General features: G+C 62.2%; 12 protein-coding genes and 1 tRNA gene. 8 read left to right on the top strand and 5 right to left on the bottom strand.

The window, feature by feature from the left end; all coding sequences use genetic code 11:
* Positions 1-384 precede the first annotated feature (384 nt).
* Together E5W70_RS17760 and E5W70_RS17755 are read left to right on the top strand one after the other, a co-directional pair.
* Positions 385-1,251, top strand: coding sequence for a class I SAM-dependent methyltransferase (locus tag E5W70_RS17760; RefSeq protein WP_023678894.1), 867 nt, complete (start codon positions 385-387; stop codon positions 1,249-1,251).
* A 484-nt stretch (positions 1,252-1,735) separates the two neighbouring features.
* Positions 1,736-4,315, top strand: a complete 2,580-nt coding sequence (locus tag E5W70_RS17755; protein ID WP_292660212.1) for an EAL domain-containing protein — start codon at positions 1,736-1,738, stop codon at positions 4,313-4,315.
* Positions 4,316-4,396: 81 nt separating this feature from the next.
* Here the strand turns inward: E5W70_RS17755 and radC are convergent, their stop codons facing one another.
* Together radC and map are read right to left on the bottom strand one after the other, a co-directional pair.
* A complete protein-coding gene (radC, locus tag E5W70_RS17750) occupies positions 4,397-5,143 on the bottom strand; it encodes a DNA repair protein RadC (protein ID WP_292660204.1) in 747 nt (248 codons plus the stop codon).
* Between the two features lie 52 nt (positions 5,144-5,195).
* Positions 5,196-6,023, bottom strand: a complete 828-nt coding sequence (gene map, locus E5W70_RS17745; RefSeq protein ID WP_292660201.1) for a type I methionyl aminopeptidase — start codon at positions 6,021-6,023, stop codon at positions 5,196-5,198.
* A gap of 298 nt (positions 6,024-6,321) precedes the next feature.
* Here map and E5W70_RS17740 point away from each other — a divergent pair, with 298 nt between their 5' ends.
* Positions 6,322-6,618, top strand: coding sequence for a DUF982 domain-containing protein (locus tag E5W70_RS17740; protein WP_023678889.1), 297 nt, complete (start codon positions 6,322-6,324; stop codon positions 6,616-6,618).
* Positions 6,619-6,744: 126 nt separating this feature from the next.
* On the opposite strand, the gene E5W70_RS17735 is transcribed toward E5W70_RS17740, so the two are convergent.
* The 3 genes from E5W70_RS17735 to phaC all read right to left on the bottom strand — a co-directional run bounded on the left by E5W70_RS17735 (position 6,745) and on the right by phaC (position 10,269).
* A tRNA-Glu gene (locus E5W70_RS17735) sits at positions 6,745-6,819 on the bottom strand.
* 175 nt (positions 6,820-6,994) lie between these two features.
* Entirely contained in the window at positions 6,995-8,164 is a 1,170-nt protein-coding gene (locus E5W70_RS17730; protein ID WP_292660198.1) for a YcbK family protein, read from the bottom strand.
* A gap of 269 nt (positions 8,165-8,433) precedes the next feature.
* The gene (phaC, locus tag E5W70_RS17725) at positions 8,434-10,269 is read right to left on the bottom strand and encodes a class I poly(R)-hydroxyalkanoic acid synthase (RefSeq protein WP_292660196.1); all 1,836 of its coding nucleotides are present in this window, start codon (positions 10,267-10,269) and stop codon (positions 8,434-8,436) included.
* 151 nt (positions 10,270-10,420) lie between these two features.
* Here phaC and E5W70_RS17720 point away from each other — a divergent pair, with 151 nt between their 5' ends.
* From E5W70_RS17720 to recJ, 5 genes are all read left to right on the top strand, one after another.
* Positions 10,421-10,753 (top strand): hypothetical protein, encoded by a 333-nt coding sequence (locus tag E5W70_RS17720; RefSeq protein ID WP_366509714.1) that lies wholly within the window; start codon positions 10,421-10,423, stop codon positions 10,751-10,753.
* A 40-nt stretch (positions 10,754-10,793) separates the two neighbouring features.
* Positions 10,794-12,011, top strand: coding sequence for an LL-diaminopimelate aminotransferase (locus E5W70_RS17715; RefSeq protein WP_292660191.1), 1,218 nt, complete (start codon positions 10,794-10,796; stop codon positions 12,009-12,011).
* Positions 12,012-12,287: 276 nt separating this feature from the next.
* The gene (locus tag E5W70_RS17710) at positions 12,288-13,601 is read left to right on the top strand and encodes a homoserine dehydrogenase (RefSeq protein WP_292660188.1); all 1,314 of its coding nucleotides are present in this window, start codon (positions 12,288-12,290) and stop codon (positions 13,599-13,601) included.
* Positions 13,602-13,800: 199 nt separating this feature from the next.
* On the top strand, positions 13,801-14,784 hold the full coding sequence (gene glpX / locus E5W70_RS17705; protein WP_292660184.1) for a class II fructose-bisphosphatase: 984 nt from the start codon (positions 13,801-13,803) through the stop codon (positions 14,782-14,784).
* 60 nt (positions 14,785-14,844) lie between these two features.
* Positions 14,845-16,406, top strand: a 1,562-nt coding sequence (gene recJ / locus E5W70_RS17700; protein WP_292660181.1) for a single-stranded-DNA-specific exonuclease RecJ, incomplete at its 3' end; no start/stop codon positions are given.

The raw sequence follows: 16,406 nt of genomic DNA, 5'->3' as shown, positions 1-16,406 counted from the left end.
AGACGTTCGAGAAGCGGTTCACGGTCGAGCGCATGTGCAGCGATTATGTGGCACTTTACCGAGCACTCACGAGCGGCAGAGCAGACGCAGTTGACCCCACAAACGAGCTCTCCAGAAACATCGCGATGGTGGCCGCGGGGGCTGAGGAACCGACTAATCCACATGCAGACCACGACAGTGGGGTCGGGGGTCGCCTGCGGGGTCTTGTCGCCGGGCACGGCGACTGCGCCAGGAGCCTTTGATCAGCGGCAAGCCTTCCCGGAGCTATGGCTTTCGCGAGCGGCGGCGCACACTGCCGCCCGGTCCGGATTGACGCGCGATACTTTCGCTGCAAAGGTACTTTAACGACTTGTTTACCATGCGTCAGTCAGGGGTGGGGGGAATTTGGAACGGTTTCTGGGCGCGAACCGCCTTAATTGGGATGATCGGGCCGAACTGCACTCGACCGACACAACGGGCAGCTACCACATCGAGAATGTGCTGGCCGGCGGATCCAATCTCTATGAGCTGGAAACGCGCGAGCTCGGCGATATCGCCGGAAAGGATATCGTCCACCTGCAATGTCACATCGGTCTTGACACGATCAGCCTGAAGAATCTCGGCGCAGGCAGCGTGACCGGGCTCGACTTTTCACCGACGGCGATCGTGGCGGCGCGGGATTTTGCTGCGAAGGCAGGCACCGACGTGCGCTTCGTGGAAGCGCCACTGTTCGAGGCGGTGGAAGCGCTCGGTCGGACCTTTGACATCGCTTACGTTACCTGGGGTTCGGTAAACTGGCTGGACGACGTGTTCCGTTGGGCGCGGGTGGTTGCCGATCTCCTGCGACCCGGCGGCCGCCTCTACATGGCCGAGGGCCATCCATTGATGTTTCAGTGCGATCGAAAGGCAGCGGCCCTGGAATTGAAGCACGACTGGCGAACGCCGATAGCTCGGCCGCTCGCCTGGAACGAGGAACTGACCTACACCGGCGATGACCGCATCTTGAAGCATCCTCGCTATTATGAGTGGATCCACCCGATCAGTGACGTGGTGAATGCGCTGATTTCAGCGGGTCTGACGCTCGATTTTCTCAATGAGCATGACACGGTTTCGTGGCAGCACTTTTCATTTGCGGTGCGGGCCGGCAAGGATATGTACGGCCTGCCCGAGAACTCTCCCAAGATACCGATGGCCTATTCCATTGGGGCGACGAAGCGCAGCGTCGGCAAGATACCGTACCTTGTGTCTCCCAAGGCGATTGAGGGGCACTAGTCCAGGTCAACGCTCTCGAGTACTCGGGTCGGAGCGTCGAAGTTTGCAATCGCGCTCGCGCTCCTCGATCTTCCGAGCAAGCCTGGTCTAGCTGGCCTCTCTCTCGGTCGGCTTCCACAGCCGAGCGCCTTGAGATGAGCAGGAAACGGCGGCCGGCCGCCGTTTCCTGCTCCCATCAGATCTCCTCGCGAATGGTTGACAGACGCTGGATTGCCGGCCCAGCGCATCTCAACCGGTGGGACCATGTCAGAGGAAATCGGTAGCTGGCTCCAACCGCTCGGGCCTGCAACATCAGCAACGGTCGGAAAGTGCAAAAGCTCTAAGGAGCGTGAAGGTCAAATTAAACATTGAAAGCTAATGTTCCTCATCGGGTCGACCCGGGAACCTGAAATGGCACTTGAGGAATCGCCTATTGGCTTTTTTCCGCGCTAGGTTCGGCGGCATCAAGGAGGTCGTCTTTTCGTCGGCAAATATTCCGGCGGCGATCGCGCTTGTCGTCATACTTATCAGCGCAGCGTTCGCGGAGCACCAGAACAAAGTCGTCTCGGACCAGGCCGTCCGTGCGGACGTGTTGACCAAGGTCAATCTCATCCGCGCCAAGCTCGAAGGCAATATCAACGGAAACCTTCAACTCGTGCGTGGATTGGTCGCCGCGGTCGTGACCGAGCCCTATATGGGACAGCAACGCTTCGCCTCGCTGGCGAGCAATTTGTTTGGCGCCGACTCGCAATTGAACAATATTGCCGGCGCGCCCGATCTGGTCGTTTCCCTGATGTACCCGATGGAGGGTAACGAGCAGGCGATGGGCCTGGACTACCGCAAGAACGAGCGTCAGCGCGCGGCTGCGCTAAGGGCGCGAGATGAACGCAAGCTGGTGCTTGCCGGTCCCGTCGAGCTGAAGCAGGGAGGACAAGGCTTCATCGGCCGCTTTCCGGTTTTCGTGCCGAGCGCGGGCAACACGGAAAGGTTCTGGGGCATTATTTCCGCCGTTGTCGACGTGCAGCGCCTTTACAGAGCGAGCGGCATGCTTGACGACGATCTCGGGATCGACGTCGCGCTGATCGGCAGGGACGCCCTCGGTCACCGTGGTGGTCAATTCTACGGCAATGAGGAAATCAGCAAAAGCGATCCGGTGACGGCTGACGTTTTGCTTCCTTCCGGCTCGTGGCAGCTCGCTGCCATTCCCAAGAACGGCTGGCCTTCGACGCCAAGTAACGCATGGTTGTTGCGCGCGATCATGGCGACGGCCGGGGCCTTGGTTGTGTTCCCCTTCCTGGTCACTGGTCGTCTGATAGGCGAAAGACAGCGCAATTATGCGGAATTGCGCCGATTGTCACGGCGCCTTGAACTCGCTCTGGAAGCTTCGGCTATCGGGGTTTGGGAACACGATCTCGCGACCAACGAGCTTACATGGGATGAACGCGTCAATGAAATATATGGCAAACCAGCGGGGGAGCACCGGGGCTACACAGACTGGGCGGGAGCGATCCATCCAGATGATCTGGCTGGCGCCAACGCAGATTTCGATAGGGCGGTGGCCAGCGGACGACCATATTTGTCGGAGTACCGGATTGTGCGCCCGAATGGCGAAATCCGTCATGTCCGGTCCAAGGCGATCCTTTACCGGGCCACAAACGACACCCCAAAAATGATCGGCGCGGAATGGGACGTGACTGCCGACGTCCTGCTGAACAAGGATCTGGTTCGCGCAAAACAGCTGTCCGAGTCGAAAAATGCAGAACTCGAGTCGGCCAAGGCGCGCATAGAGCACATCGCGCTTCATGACTCGCTGACCGGCTTGCCCAATCGGCGTTACCTCGACCAAGTACTGGAAGACTACGCGGCAAACGCCAGGCGCTCAGGCGGGCATGCGGCACTGCTTCACATAGATCTGGATCGGTTCAAGCACATCAACGATACGCTGGGCCACGCCGCCGGTGACGCGATGTTGGTTCACGCGTCGACAGTCCTCAGATCGAAGGTCGGCGACGAAGGATTCGTCGCCCGCATCGGAGGAGACGAATTCATCGTTCTGTGCGTGGTACGCGACGATACCAAGCAACTGGCGCTGCTTGCCGATCGGGTAATCAGCCAGATGCGCGAACCCGTCTACTATCAAGGCCATCGATGCCGTTTTGGCGTCAGCGTGGGTATAGCTGTCGACAACGGAAAAGGTGTCGAAGCCAAACACCTGCTGGTAAACGCCGACATCGCGCTTTACCGAGCAAAGAGGCGTGGGCGCAATCGATACGAATTCTTCACTGGCGCGATGCAAAGCGAAATCGTCGATACAAAGCGGATCGCCGACGAAATTCTCGGCGGCCTCGAGCGCAACGAGTTCATCCCGTTCTACCAGCCCCAATTTGACGCAAAGACGCTCGAAATCGTTGGGGTTGAGGCGCTGGCGAGGTGGAGACATCCAGTAAAGGGTATTTTGGCGCCCGACGTCTTCCTGAGGATTGCAGAAGAACTGAACGTCGTCTCGTTCATCGACCAAGCCATATTGAAGCAATCGCTTTTGGATTTCGAAGAGTGGTCCGCTGCAAAACTTCGCATTCCGCGGGTGTCGGTCAATGTCTCGGCGCGGCGCCTTCAAGACGAGGAGCTCATCAAGAGCCTGCGAGAACAAAATATCAAGAAAGGAACAGTTTCGTTTGAGCTTGTTGAGTCGATTTTCCTGGATGAGAACGACGACCTTGTCACCTGGAACATAGAGCAAATAAAAGAACTAGGGATTGACGTCGAAATAGACGATTTTGGTACCGGCTACGCTTCGATGGTCAGTTTGCTGAAGTTGCAGCCGCGCCGGCTAAAGATAGATCGGCAGCTGGTCACCCCAATCGTCAAATCGCCGCAGAGAAGGCAGGTTGTCTCGTCGATCATTGAAATCGGCAAGTCGCTGGGTATCGAGGTCGTGGCGGAAGGCGTCGAGACGATGCAGCATGCACGGCTACTCAAGGGCCTGGGCTGCGATATATTGCAGGGTTATGCCTTCGGCCACGCGTTCGATTCCGAGGGACTTAAGACCTTTGTCCGATCGCGGCGCCTGCGCACGGCCAGCTGAGCCTCGGTGCCGGAGTTTACCGACCCGACCCGCCTTGAGCGTCGCGGTACATCCGCGCAACAAAGCTGAAAACAACAAACCTCAAATCAGCAGCAGGCCCTTCATGCTGGAGTGGCCTTTCCTGCCGATGATAATGTGGTCGTGAACGGCAATGCCCAGCGGTTTGGCCGTCTCGATGATCAGCTTGGTCATCTCGATGTCGGCGCGCGACGGCGTCGGGTCTCCCGACGGGTGGTTATGCGCCAGAATGATCGCCGTAGCGGAGAGCTCCAAAGCGCGCCTGACCACCTCGCGCGGATAGACCGGTGTGTGGTCGACGGTGCCGACCTGCTGGACTTCGTCGGCGATCAGCGCGTTCTTCTTGTCGAGGAACAGAATGCGGAACTGCTCGCGCTCCTCGAAGGCCATCACCGACCGGCAGTATTCGAGAACCTGCGTCCAGGTCGACAACAGCTCGCGGCCGGCGATCTCGCCGCGCGCCATGCGCTGCGCCGTTGCCGCAACCACCTTGAGGTCGAGCGCCACCGCCGGGCCGATGCCCTTCACCTCCTGCAGGCGCTCGACGGGCGCGCCGAGGACCTCGGCCAATGTACCGAAGCGTGCCAGCAATGCCTTGGCGATCGGCTTGGTGTCGGCGCGCGGGATCAGCCGAAACAATAAAAGCTCGAGCAGTTCGTAGTCGGGGAGGGTGTTGGGACCGGCGGCGAAGCGCTCGCGCAAGCGGTCGCGATGGCCGAGATAATGCGGCTTGTCGGCGGCCACCGCCTTGGCGGGCGATCGCACCGGCCTTTCGGGAAAGAAGGCCCGCTCGTCGTCGTCACCGTTCATGGCTGCCCCACCCAGCATTTGCCGGGCACGGTAACGCCCGATCTGCCAGACACTAGGCCCGCAGGCCGGGGCGGTCGAGGTTTTTTGGCGACAGCGTGAAGATCTCGCAGCCGGTTTCGGTGACGCCGATCGTGTGCTCGTACTGCGCCGACAGCGAACGGTCGCGCGTCACCGCGGTCCAGCCGTCCGACAGCACTTTCACATGCGGCCGGCCGAGATTGATCATCGGCTCGACAGTGAAGATCATGCCCGGCCGCATCTCGACGCCTTCGCTGGCGCTGCCGTAATGCAGGATGTTCGGTGCGTCGTGAAACAGCCGGCCGACCCCGTGGCCGCAGAAATCGCGCACTACCGAGCAACGCTCGGCTTCGGCATAGGTCTGGATGGCGGCGCCGATGGCGCCGGTGCGGGCGCCCGGCTTGATTGCCGCGATGCCGCGCATCAGGCACTCATACGTGACTTCGAGCAGCCGCTCCGCGGCACGCTTGATCGTGCCCACCGGATACATGCGCGAGGAGTCGCCATGCCAGCCGTCGAGGATATAGGTGACGTCGATATTGACGACGTCGCCATCCTTCAACGGCTTGCTGTCGGGTATGCCGTGACAGACGACGTGGTTGATCGAGGTGCAGGATGATTTCGTGTAGCCGCGGTAGTTGAGCGTCGCCGGAAGCGCGCCATGGTCCATGCCGAACTCGAAGACGAAGCGATCGATCGCTTCGGTGGTGACGCCGGGCGCCACCATCGTCACCAGTTCGTCGAGGCAGCGCGCGGTGAGATCGCAAGCCTTGCGCATGCCGACAAAACCTTCCTCGTCGTAAAGACGGATCTGGCCGGTGTTTCTGAGCGGTGCCGTGGCGGCGTCGAGATAGGTGACCATTTTTATCCGTCTTGCAGAGATGCGAGGCTGGATGAGCCTCCGCGAGAGAAATCTCCCCAGATTTGGCACTGGAAAGCGCAAGGTTCAAGGACGAACTGCCGGCGACGGCCGAAGACCGGCGATATTCACGCCTGGGGGCATTCTCCTTGCCTGTAGCGGCCCATGCTTCCGTCGGGTTCATTGGCTACCGCAGTGACGACACATTTCTGGGCGAGAAGCGGCCCAAGCATTAAGCCGCCACGGCAATTTTTTGCGGCGAACGGCGTTGCTGCGGGGGCGTCGGTTCGGGAGAGATCGAATGGACAGACTGCAATTCGAGGTGCCGGTGCGGATCGCGCCTGTGCCCGGCCAGCCGGTCGAGGAAATCTACAGTGTCGAGCAGGCGCTCGATTTCCTGCAAACGTGGCCGGTTCGCCGGAAGGGGCCAACCTACCAGGCCGCGTTCAACGCCTGTTTCGGCGCCACGGTGGACATCGTCGAGACCGAAGACGCATGGCGGGCCTTCATGGCCTTTTGCCGGGTGAGCGGCCTCCTTGCCAGGGACATGATGGTTCCACGCAAGCGCGGCGGCGAGGCGAGGGGACTGCGGGCATAGGAAGCCTTCGACACAATCCTCAGTCTGTCTTCGCCTCCTCTTGCCGACATCCCCATCAGAGTGGCGGGTCCAGCAAAGCTTGCGCAGCATCACGCTGACGATAGACATATGCCAAGTTGAAATTGCTGGTACGCCCAAGGGGAATCGAACCCCTGTTACCGCCGTGAAAGGGCGGTGTCCTGACCGCTAGACGATGGGCGCGCTCAGATGTGAGCGCTTATAGTTGCGTCGCGACAAACCGGCAACCCGTCTGCCGCCGGCTGCGACAACTTTTTTCCGTTGGCTCCAAACCGCGTTTTTCCGACAGCCAAGCTGGTTTTGCGGCATGATGTAACGTCGCCGAGGGGAGCCTTCGCAGTGGCGAAAGAACCTCGCCCTAGCCACGCCTGCGGCAGCGCCAGTTCCAGTCGCGCTCGGGCCCGACATCGACGTGAACGGATTCGGTGTGACAGTAGGTGCCGACGCCGCCGCGGCCCGGCATGGTGCGGAGGTAGCTCGCCAGTTCCCATTTCGAGACGCCGGGAACCTGAATGTCGGCGGCGGCGCAGTACATGTGCAGCGAATTCTTGGCGCCGTTGGCGCGGCGGTTGCGGGCCGGATCGCGATAGCCGGAGGTGACCGTCATCTTGCGGCCGTAGTGGCCTTCGATCGTCTTCAGCACGCGAACCAGCGACGGCTTCAAGCAGGCGACGTCGACGCTTTCGTTCTGTTTCAGGAGACCGTTGGGTGCCAGCCGGGCGAGGCCGGCGGCGGAGGCGACCTGGTAGGCGCCACCCGAACCTTCGTCTTCGTTGAGATCGACGTCGCTCTCATCGTCGAGGCCGGATTTGCGCTTGATCTCGAACAGCGCCGTCTGGCGCACACCTGGCAGCGCATCGGCCGTGAAGTGGCTGGTATCGCCGGTCGACACCAGCTGCACGGGCTTTTCGGCCGGGTTGGCCGAGGCCAGGGTGACGGTGGGTTCTGCCGCAGGCGTCGCCTTGGCCTGCACGACCGTTGATTGCCCGCCCGATCTGCTGTTGGCCGGCGATGCCGCCGAAGCGGGGGTGGCGCTGAACAGCGAGGCCAGGAAATTTTTCTTCGGTGCGTAGGCCTGTGGCTGCGGCATCTCGCCGGCGGTCACATAGACCGGGTTGTTCATCGCCGGCGCTGCGGCCTTGGCGTCGGGCTTCGATGCATCAGCACTGTTCTGTGCCACGGCCTGATCGGCCGTCTGGGCGTTTGGTTGCAGCGGCTGCGGCGTCTGTCCCGCGATAGTCTCGGCTGCCGTGGGAACGGCGATCGGGAAGCCGGCATCGGGCTTGGCCCCTGGCTTGGCCATTGGCACATAGGCCACCTGCTGGGGAAGGTTGGCGTCGCCGTCGGCATTCATCGTCATTTGTGCGGTTGTCATCTGCGACGATGATACGGCCGTGCTGGCCTGGGGCGCACCGGCGGCCGTGCTGATTTCGGTAGCCGAGGTATTATAGCCTGGCATGCCGACCGACATGGTCGGGTCGCCGGCCGAGGTGCAGGACGCCAGGAGCACCGAGAAAAGTGCCGCCACAATGGCGCGGCTTTCTCCCTTCGCGAGGCGCGATCCTGCTGATCTCAAAACAAAATTCCCCCTCGATATCCGACCGGTTCGTCATTGGCGCGACGCCGAAACGTCTCGTCGAAATGACCCTTGTTCCCGAACCGGAAACGAGACCTGTGTCAAATCTGCAAGCCTCAAAGTAATTTGGCGGCTAGAGGATGAATCAAGGCTGCTCAGGGTTGACGGCACCATTTCGCCCGCTTTTGGCGGCGCGTCAACTCACCACACATTACAGATGGTTACACGCGCACCTTGACATAGGTGCCGGGGGCTTCGCCTAGAACTCGCATATGCTCGCCCGGTTTGCGGGCCGGTACGCGGGTATTGTCCTTGGCTTCGATCCAGCGTTGCCAGTGCGGCCACCAGGAACCGGGATGGTCGGTGGCCCCGGCGAGCCACTGGTCGAAGTCGCCGGCCGGCTTGCTGCCGGTCCAGTAGTGATATTTCTGCGCCGCCGGCGGATTGACGACCCCGGCGATGTGGCCGGAGCCGGCCATGACGTAATCGACCTCGCCGCCGAAATATTTCGAGCCGAGGAATACCGACAGCGCCGGTGCGATGTGGTCCTCCTTAGAGGCGAGGTTGTAGACCGGAATGGTAACGTCCTTCAGCGAAACCGTGCGGCCGGCTAGTTCCATCATGCCCTGCGAAAGCCTGTTCTCGAGATAGCAATTGCGCAAATAGAAAGAATGGTTGGCAGCGCCCATGCGGGTCGAATCGGCATTCCAGTAGAGCAGGTCGAAGGGCAGGGGATCCTTGCCGCGCATGTAGTTGTTGACGACATAGGGCCAGATCAGGTCGCCCGAGCGCAGCATGTTGAAGGCGGTCGCCATCTTGGTGCCGTCGAGATAGCCTTTCTCGTTCATCGCCTTTTCGACAGCCGCGACCTGCTCCTCGTCGACGAACACTTTTAGATCGCCGGCATAGGTGAAATCGACCTGGGTGGTGAAGAAGGTGGCGGATTTGATGCGGTGGTCGCCTTCCTGCGCCATCAGCGCCAGAGCCGCCGCCAGAAGCGTGCCGCCGACGCAATAGCCGATGGCGTTGACGTCTTTTTCGCCGGTGGCCCTCTCGATCGTGTCGAGGCCGTATTGCAGGCCCTCCCTGATATAGGCCTCCCAGCTCTTGGCGCCGTGCCGCTCGTCCGGGTTGATCCAGGAGATGACGAAGACGGTGTGGCCTTGCTCGACTGCCCAACGAATGAAGGATTTTTGCGGGTTGAGGTCGAGGATGTAGTATTTGTTGATCCATGGCGGGCAGATCAGCAGCGGCCGCTTGAGCACGGTCTCGGTCGTCGGCTCGTATTGCAGGATTTCGGCGACGTCGCTGCGGCCGACTACCTTGCCGGGCGTCGTGGCGAGATTCTTGCCGATCTCGAAGGGTGAATAGTCCGCCTGCCGCAGCTTCAGGTCGCCCTTGCCGGCGGCAATGTCCTCGGCCAGCATTTTCATGCCGCGTACCAGGTTTTCGCCGTTCGAGGCGACGGTCTCGCGGAACAATTCCGGATTGGTCAGGATGAAATTCGACGGCGAGATGGCGTTGGACACCTGCCTGACGTAAAAGCTGGCCTTGTGGCGGGTGTGCTCGTCCAGGCCGTCGGCGTGCTCGACCAGTTCGGCCGCCCAGCGCGAGGTAACCAGATAGGCCTGTTTCAGAAAGTCGAAGAAGGCGTTGCGGCCCCATTCGGGGTCCTGGAAACGCTTGTCGCCGCGCTCGGGCCTGACCGCGTCGTCGGCATCTTCGCCGCCGGCACTGAGGCGCTGGATGGAGTTGGCCCAGACGGTCATGTAGCCGGAAAACAGCCGCGTTTGTGCCTCCAGCGCGCGCTGCGGGTCGGAGAGCCAGTACTCGGTGAGCTTGGAGAAGGTCTTCACCATGTCGACGACTGGCTCGGCGACGTGATCGCGCACCTCACCCTTTTCCCGCGGCTCGGCCCATGCCGAGGCGGCTTTGCCGGCCTGCTCGATCATGCGAGCCATGTTCAGAGCGAAGCGTTCCGGGTCCTTCACCAGATATTGCTCGACGGTCGAAGGTTGGTCATCTTCCGCTTTGCCCGAATCGGGTGTTTTGGACATGGTTCGCGGGGTTCCTCCCGAAGCGTTTTGTTGACATATTACCATGGGATATCGGACAGGGTCCAATGTGCTCTAACCCGACCGCCAGGAAAACAATATGACGATTAATATTGGCAAGAACGTTTTTTCCGGCACTGGTCGTTTTTGCCGCATGGCGCTCGTCCTGTTGGCGATGGCCGGTTGCACGAGCAGCAACATGGAAGGTGCAGCGCCCGCCACCGGCCTTGTCGGGGCGAAGGACACCGGTTCCTACCCGAACCTGAACATCCGGCCGCAGGTGGCGGCCGAGCAATTCACCGACGAGGAAAAGAACGCCAAGCTCGCCCAACTGAAGGCCGAGGAGCAGAGCCAGGCTGCGAAGGGCGGCGGCGTCAAGGTCGCGGACCAGGCAGCGCTGGACCAGCTGGCGAAAAAACACGGCGCCGAGGCGCTGAAGCAGATCGAAGGCAAATGCGACCCCGCTCTCGACCCTAATTGCAAATAGGCTTATACGCGCGACCGCAACCTCACTGTCTGGAACTGCCATGGAAGAATTTCACAAGGTCCGCCGGCTTCCGCCCTATGTTTTCGAACAGGTCAACCGGCTGAAGGCCAGCGCGCGTTCGCGCGGCGCCGACATCATCGACCTTGGCATGGGCAATCCGGACCTGCCGACGCCCAAGGCCATCGTCGACAAACTGTGCGAGGTGGTGCGCGATCCGCGCACGCACCGCTATTCGTCGTCGCGCGGCATTCCGGGTCTGCGCCGTGCCCAGGCCAACTACTATGCCCGCCGCTTCGGTGTGAAGCTCGACCCGGACAGCCAGGTGGTGGCGACGCTCGGCTCGAAGGAGGGCTTTGCCAATATGGCGCAGGCGATCACCGCGCCCGGCGACGTGATCCTGTGCCCCAATCCGACCTATCCGATCCACGCCTTCGGCTTCATCATGTCGGGCGGGGTCATCCGCTCGCTGCAGGTCGAGCCGGACGACGGCTTCATCCCGGCGTTGGAGCGCGGCATCCGCCATTCGATCCCGAAGCCGCTAGCACTGATCCTCAATTATCCGTCCAACCCGACGGCACTGGTCGCTTCGCTCGATTTCTACAAGGAGGTGGTGGCCTTCGCCAGGAAGAACGACATCATCATCCTGTCGGATCTCGCCTATTCGGAGATCTACTTCGACGGCAATCCGCCGCCTTCGGTGCTGCAGGTGCCGGGCGCCATGGACGTCGCGGTCGAGTTCACCTCGATGTCGAAGACCTTTTCGATGCCGGGCTGGCGCATGGGTTTTGCGGTCGGCAATGAACGGCTGATCTCGGCGCTGACGCGCGTGAAATCCTATCTCGACTACGGCGCCTTCACGCCGATCCAGGTGGCGGCGGCGCATGCACTCAACGGCGACGGCGCCGACATCGCCGAAGTGCGCGACGTCTACCGCAAACGCCGCGATGTCATGGTCGACGCCTTCAGCCGTGCCGGCTGGACCATTCCCGCGCCGGCGGCATCGATGTTCGCCTGGGCGCCGATCCCGGAGCCGTTCAAGCACCTGGGCTCGCTTGAATTCTCCAAGCTCCTGATCGAGCACGCCGACGTCGCGGTGGCGCCGGGCGTCGGCTTCGGCGAGCATGGCGACGATCATGTGCGCATCGCGCTGGTCGAAAACGAGCACCGGATCCGTCAGGCAGCGCGCAACATCAAGCGCTTCCTGACGTCCAGCGCCAAGCAGCCAAACAATGTCGTCCCGCTCGCCGCGCATCGCTGAGTGGTTCAGTCACAGCCATGACCGACCCCGCCAGCATGAACGTCCAAGCCGTCGTTTATGTCAGGCTAATCGATGAGTCGGTCTCGGTTTGGCGGCCGGTGCAAGCAAAACAAATTAGTCCGACCACATACCTCATCTTGGACCAGCCCATACCAGCCTCGGAAGTGTGGGAGTTTCAGCCTGGGACTATAGTCACCGTGACCCGGAAGCCAGATGAAAACGACGACTATCTGGTTGCGGTCGAAAATCAATTCTAGTTGGCGGGCAGACTCTCCGATGACTGAAGCGTTGCGTGTTGGAATTGCCGGCCTCGGCACTGTCGGTGCGTCGGTGGCCCGCGTGCTGCGCGACAAGGCGGCCGAACTAACGCGGCAGTGCGGACGCGACATCGTCGTGTCGGCGGTTTCGGCCCGCGATCCCAAACGCGACCGCGGCGTTGATCTTGGCACAGCACGGTGGTTCGACGACGCCGTCAAGATGGCGCAGACCGCCGAGATAGATGTCTTCGTCGAGCTGATCGGCGGCGACGAAGGCCCGTCACGCTCGTCCGTCAAAGCGGCGCTCGAGGCCGGCCGACATGTCGTCACCGCAAACAAGGCGTTGCTTGCCAAGCACGGGGTGGCATTGGCCGAGATCGCCGAGAGGAAAGGCGTGCTGCTCAACTACGAGGCGGCGGTGGCCGGCGGCATTCCGGTCATCAAGACAATGCGCGAGGCGATGGCCGGCAATTCGGTGACCCGCGTTTTCGGCATCCTCAACGGTACCTGCAACTATATTCTGACGCGCATGGAAGCCGAGGGCCTGTCCTTTGATGCATGCCTGAAGGATGCGCAACGGCTGGGCTATGCCGAAGCCGACCCGACCTTCGACATCGAGGGCCACGACACCGCGCACAAGCTGTCGATCCTGACCAGCCTTGCCTTCGGCACGAGGATCGCCGCCAACGATATCTACATGGAAGGCATCTCCAACATCAGCCAGGCCGACATCCGCGCGGCCGGCGATCTCGGCTACCGGATCAAGCTGCTTGGCGTCGCCCAACGCACCGAAAGCGGCATCGAGCAGCGCGTGCACCCGACCATGGTGCCGACGGCCTCGGTCATCGCGCAGGTGCACGGCGTCACCAATGCGGTCGCGATAGAAACCGACATCCTCGGCGAATTGCTGCTTTCCGGCCCTGGCGCCGGCGGCAATGCCACCGCGTCGGCGGTGATCGGCGACATTGCCGACATCGCCAAGAGCCGGCCTGGCTTCCAGCATGGTCCGGTCTTCGGCCGGCCGGCGAAGGAATTGAAGCCTTACAAGAAGGCGCAGATGCGCAGCCATGCCGGCGGCTATTTCATCCGGCTGACCGTGCACGACCGCCTCGGCGTCTTCGCGGCAATAGCCAAGCGCATGGCCGACAACGACATTTCGCTGGAATCGATCGTCCAGCATGCCGCCGGGCCGGAAACCGAGGCACAGAAGACGGTCATCCTGGTGACCCACGAGACGACCGAGGCGGCGGTGCGCAAGGCCGTCGACGGCATCACCAGGGACAGCCTTCTGACCGACAAGCCGCAAGTCATCCGCATCGAGCGGGCCGGATAGTAGTCTCACATTTTGCGTTTAATCGATTGATATTGCTGCGCTTTCAAAAAGGTCCAGCGCAGGTCTTGCTGTTGTCACGGGGCTTTGACACAAGAAGCGCGTCTCTGGCGGGAGGCTAATGCATGTCGCCCAAAAGTGTGCGGCGGTTTTGGGACAACGACATGCATAAAAACAAAGTGCCAACGAGGATTGTCCACCGATGAATGTGGCCCAGAACATTGTCGCCGGCCTCGACCGGATACTGACCATGGAATTGGTGCGCGTCACCGAACGCGCCGCGGTCGCGGCCGCCAGATTGCGCGGACGCGGCGACGAGAAAGCCGCCGACCAGGTCGCGGTCGATGCCATGCGGCAGGAGCTCAACCGTCTTGCCATCAACGGTACGGTGGTGATCGGCGAAGGCGAGCGCGACGAGGCGCCGATGCTCTATATCGGCGAGGAGGTCGGTACCGGCAAAGGCCCAGCTGTCGACATAGCGCTCGATCCGCTCGAAGGCACGACGATCTGCGCCAAGAACCTGCCCAACGCATTGGCCGTTATCGCCATTGCCGAAAAAGGCAGCCTTTTGTTCGCGCCGGACGTCTATATGGACAAGATCGCGATCGGCCCGGGCTATGCCGACGGCATCATCGACATCGATGCCTCGCCGGCCGAAAACATCGCCAGCCTGGCCAAGGCCAAGGGCGTGCCGGTGGCGGAGATCACCGCCTGTATTCTCGACCGGCCACGCCATGGCGCGTTGATCGAAGCCGTGCGGGCGACCGGAGCCGCAATCCGGCTGATCGGCGACGGTGATGTCGCCGGGGTCATCCACACCACCGACCCGGACGAGACCGGCATCGACATCTATCTCGGCACCGGAGGCGCGCCGGAAGGCGTGCTCGCAGCTGCCGCCTTGCGCTGCACCGGTGGCCAGATGCAGGGCAGGTTGATGCTCGACACGCCGGAAAAGCTGGTGCGCGCCGCCAAGATGGCCATCTCGGACCCCAAACGGATCTACCACACGCAAGACATGGCACGCGGCGACGTGCTGTTTGCCGCGACCGGCGTCACCGACGGCAACATGCTGGCCGGCGTCAAGTTCGGCCGCAATTTCATCACCACGCATACGATCGTGCTGCGCTCGTCATCGCGGACCGTGCGCGAGATCAAGGCCAGGCACCAGGATCTGGAAAAGTTTTGATTTCGACTCAGTTAGCCGTTGCATATTGTGCGCAATGACAAATTGCAGACGGCGCGTCACGTGACGGGGGAAAGACGCTTTTTCCTCGATGTCAGGCAATCGGCCACCGGCGTTTCCTGGGAACACCGGCTGACCGAGCGCCAGGACATGGCTGCGCTCGCCATCGCGCAAGGTTATGGCGTGCCCGACATCGTGGCGCGCGTGCTGGCCGGGCGCGGCGTCACCGCCGAGCAGACTGAGCGGTTTTTGGATCCGACCATCCGCAACATGCTGCCCGACCCGGCATCGCTGACCGACATGGACAAGGCCGCCGCCCGCATCGCCCAGGCGGTGACGGCCAGGGAAAAGGTGGCGATCTTTGGCGACTACGATGTCGACGGCGCCGCCTCGTCGGCGCTGCTCAAGCGCTTCCTCGCACATTTCTCGGTACCGTCGGAGATTTATATACCGGACCGCATCTTCGAGGGCTACGGCCCCAATCCGGAAGCGATGCGCGAACTCGTCTCGCGCGGCGCGACGCTGATCGTCACCGTCGATTGCGGCACCAATAGTGCTGCTTCCATCGACGCCGCGAAGGCCGCCGGCGCCGACGTGGTGGTGCTCGATCACCATCAGGTCGGCGGGTTGTTGCCGGCGGCGGCTGCGGTCGTCAACCCAAATCGCGAGGACGATCTTTCCGGCCAAGGTCATCTTTGTGCCGCCGGCGTCGTCTTCCTTTGCCTGGTGCAGACCGCGAAGATCCTCCGCAGCCGCTTGCCGGATGCCGCACCGCCGGACCTGCTTGCCCTGCTCGACCTGGTGGCGCTGGGCACAGTCTGCGACGTGGTGCCGCTCACCGGCGTCAACCGCGCCTTCGTCGTCAAGGGGCTGCAGGTGGCGCGGCAGCAGAGAAACGAAGGGCTGGCGGCGCTGGCGCGGGTCTCGCGTATAGGCGAGCCGATCAGCACGTTCCATCTGGCCTTTCTGATCGGTCCGCGCATCAACGCCGGTGGGCGCATCGGCGACGCAGCACTTGGCAGCCGCCTGCTTGCAACCGACGACCCGGTCGAAGCCCGCACCATCGCCGAGACGCTGGATCGGCTCAACCAGGAGCGGCAGTCGATGGAGCAGGAGATGCTGGCCGCGGCGCGCTCAGAGGCCGACGCCGAGCTTGCCGGCGGCAATGGTCCGGCCATCGTGGTCACAGCCAGCAGCAACTGGCATCCGGGCATTGTCGGCCTGCTTGCCTCGCGGCTCAAGGACCATGCAAGACGGCCGGCCTTTGCCATCGCTTTCAACGCCAATGGTGTCGGTACCGGGTCAGGCCGTTCCGTGTCGGGCTTCGACCTCGGCCGGCTGGTGCGCGAGGCTGCCGATGCCGGGCTGATCGTCAAGGGCGGCGGCCATGGAATGGCGGCCGGCATCACTGTCGAGCGGGCGAAGCTTGGCGAACTCAGGGCTTTCTTCGAAGAGCGCGCGGCGGTGGATGTGTTCCGGCTGCAAGGCGAGGAGAGCCTGGCGATCGACGGCGCGCTTGCCGCCGAGGGCGCGACGCTCGTGCTGCTCGATGCACTTGAGAGGGCAGGGCCGTTCGGCGCCGGGCACGTCGCGCCGGTGTTCGCGCTGCCGCGCCACCGGCTTGT

Origin of the sequence: Mesorhizobium sp. (genome assembly GCF_005063415.1) — a bacterium.
Taxonomy (GTDB): Bacteria; Pseudomonadota; Alphaproteobacteria; order Rhizobiales; family Rhizobiaceae; genus Mesorhizobium.
This window is presented reverse-complemented; position numbering and strand designations above follow the sequence as displayed.

What these genes read in the sequence shown, in the direction of transcription:
- E5W70_RS17740 (WP_023678889.1), top strand. Translation starts at nt 6,322, where the DNA reads ATGGACAGACTGCAATTCGAGGTGCCGGTGCGGATCGCGCCTGTGCCC.
- radC (WP_292660204.1), bottom strand. Translation starts at nt 5,143, where the DNA reads ATGAACGGTGACGACGACGAGCGGGCCTTCTTTCCCGAAAGGCCGGTG.
- E5W70_RS17710 (WP_292660188.1), top strand. Translation starts at nt 12,288, where the DNA reads ATGACTGAAGCGTTGCGTGTTGGAATTGCCGGCCTCGGCACTGTCGGT.
- map (WP_292660201.1), bottom strand. Translation starts at nt 6,023, where the DNA reads ATGGTCACCTATCTCGACGCCGCCACGGCACCGCTCAGAAACACCGGC.
- E5W70_RS17715 (WP_292660191.1), top strand. Translation starts at nt 10,794, where the DNA reads ATGGAAGAATTTCACAAGGTCCGCCGGCTTCCGCCCTATGTTTTCGAA.
- phaC (WP_292660196.1), bottom strand. Translation starts at nt 10,269, where the DNA reads ATGTCCAAAACACCCGATTCGGGCAAAGCGGAAGATGACCAACCTTCG.
- E5W70_RS17720 (WP_366509714.1), top strand. Translation starts at nt 10,421, where the DNA reads ATGGCGCTCGTCCTGTTGGCGATGGCCGGTTGCACGAGCAGCAACATG.
- glpX (WP_292660184.1), top strand. Translation starts at nt 13,801, where the DNA reads ATGAATGTGGCCCAGAACATTGTCGCCGGCCTCGACCGGATACTGACC.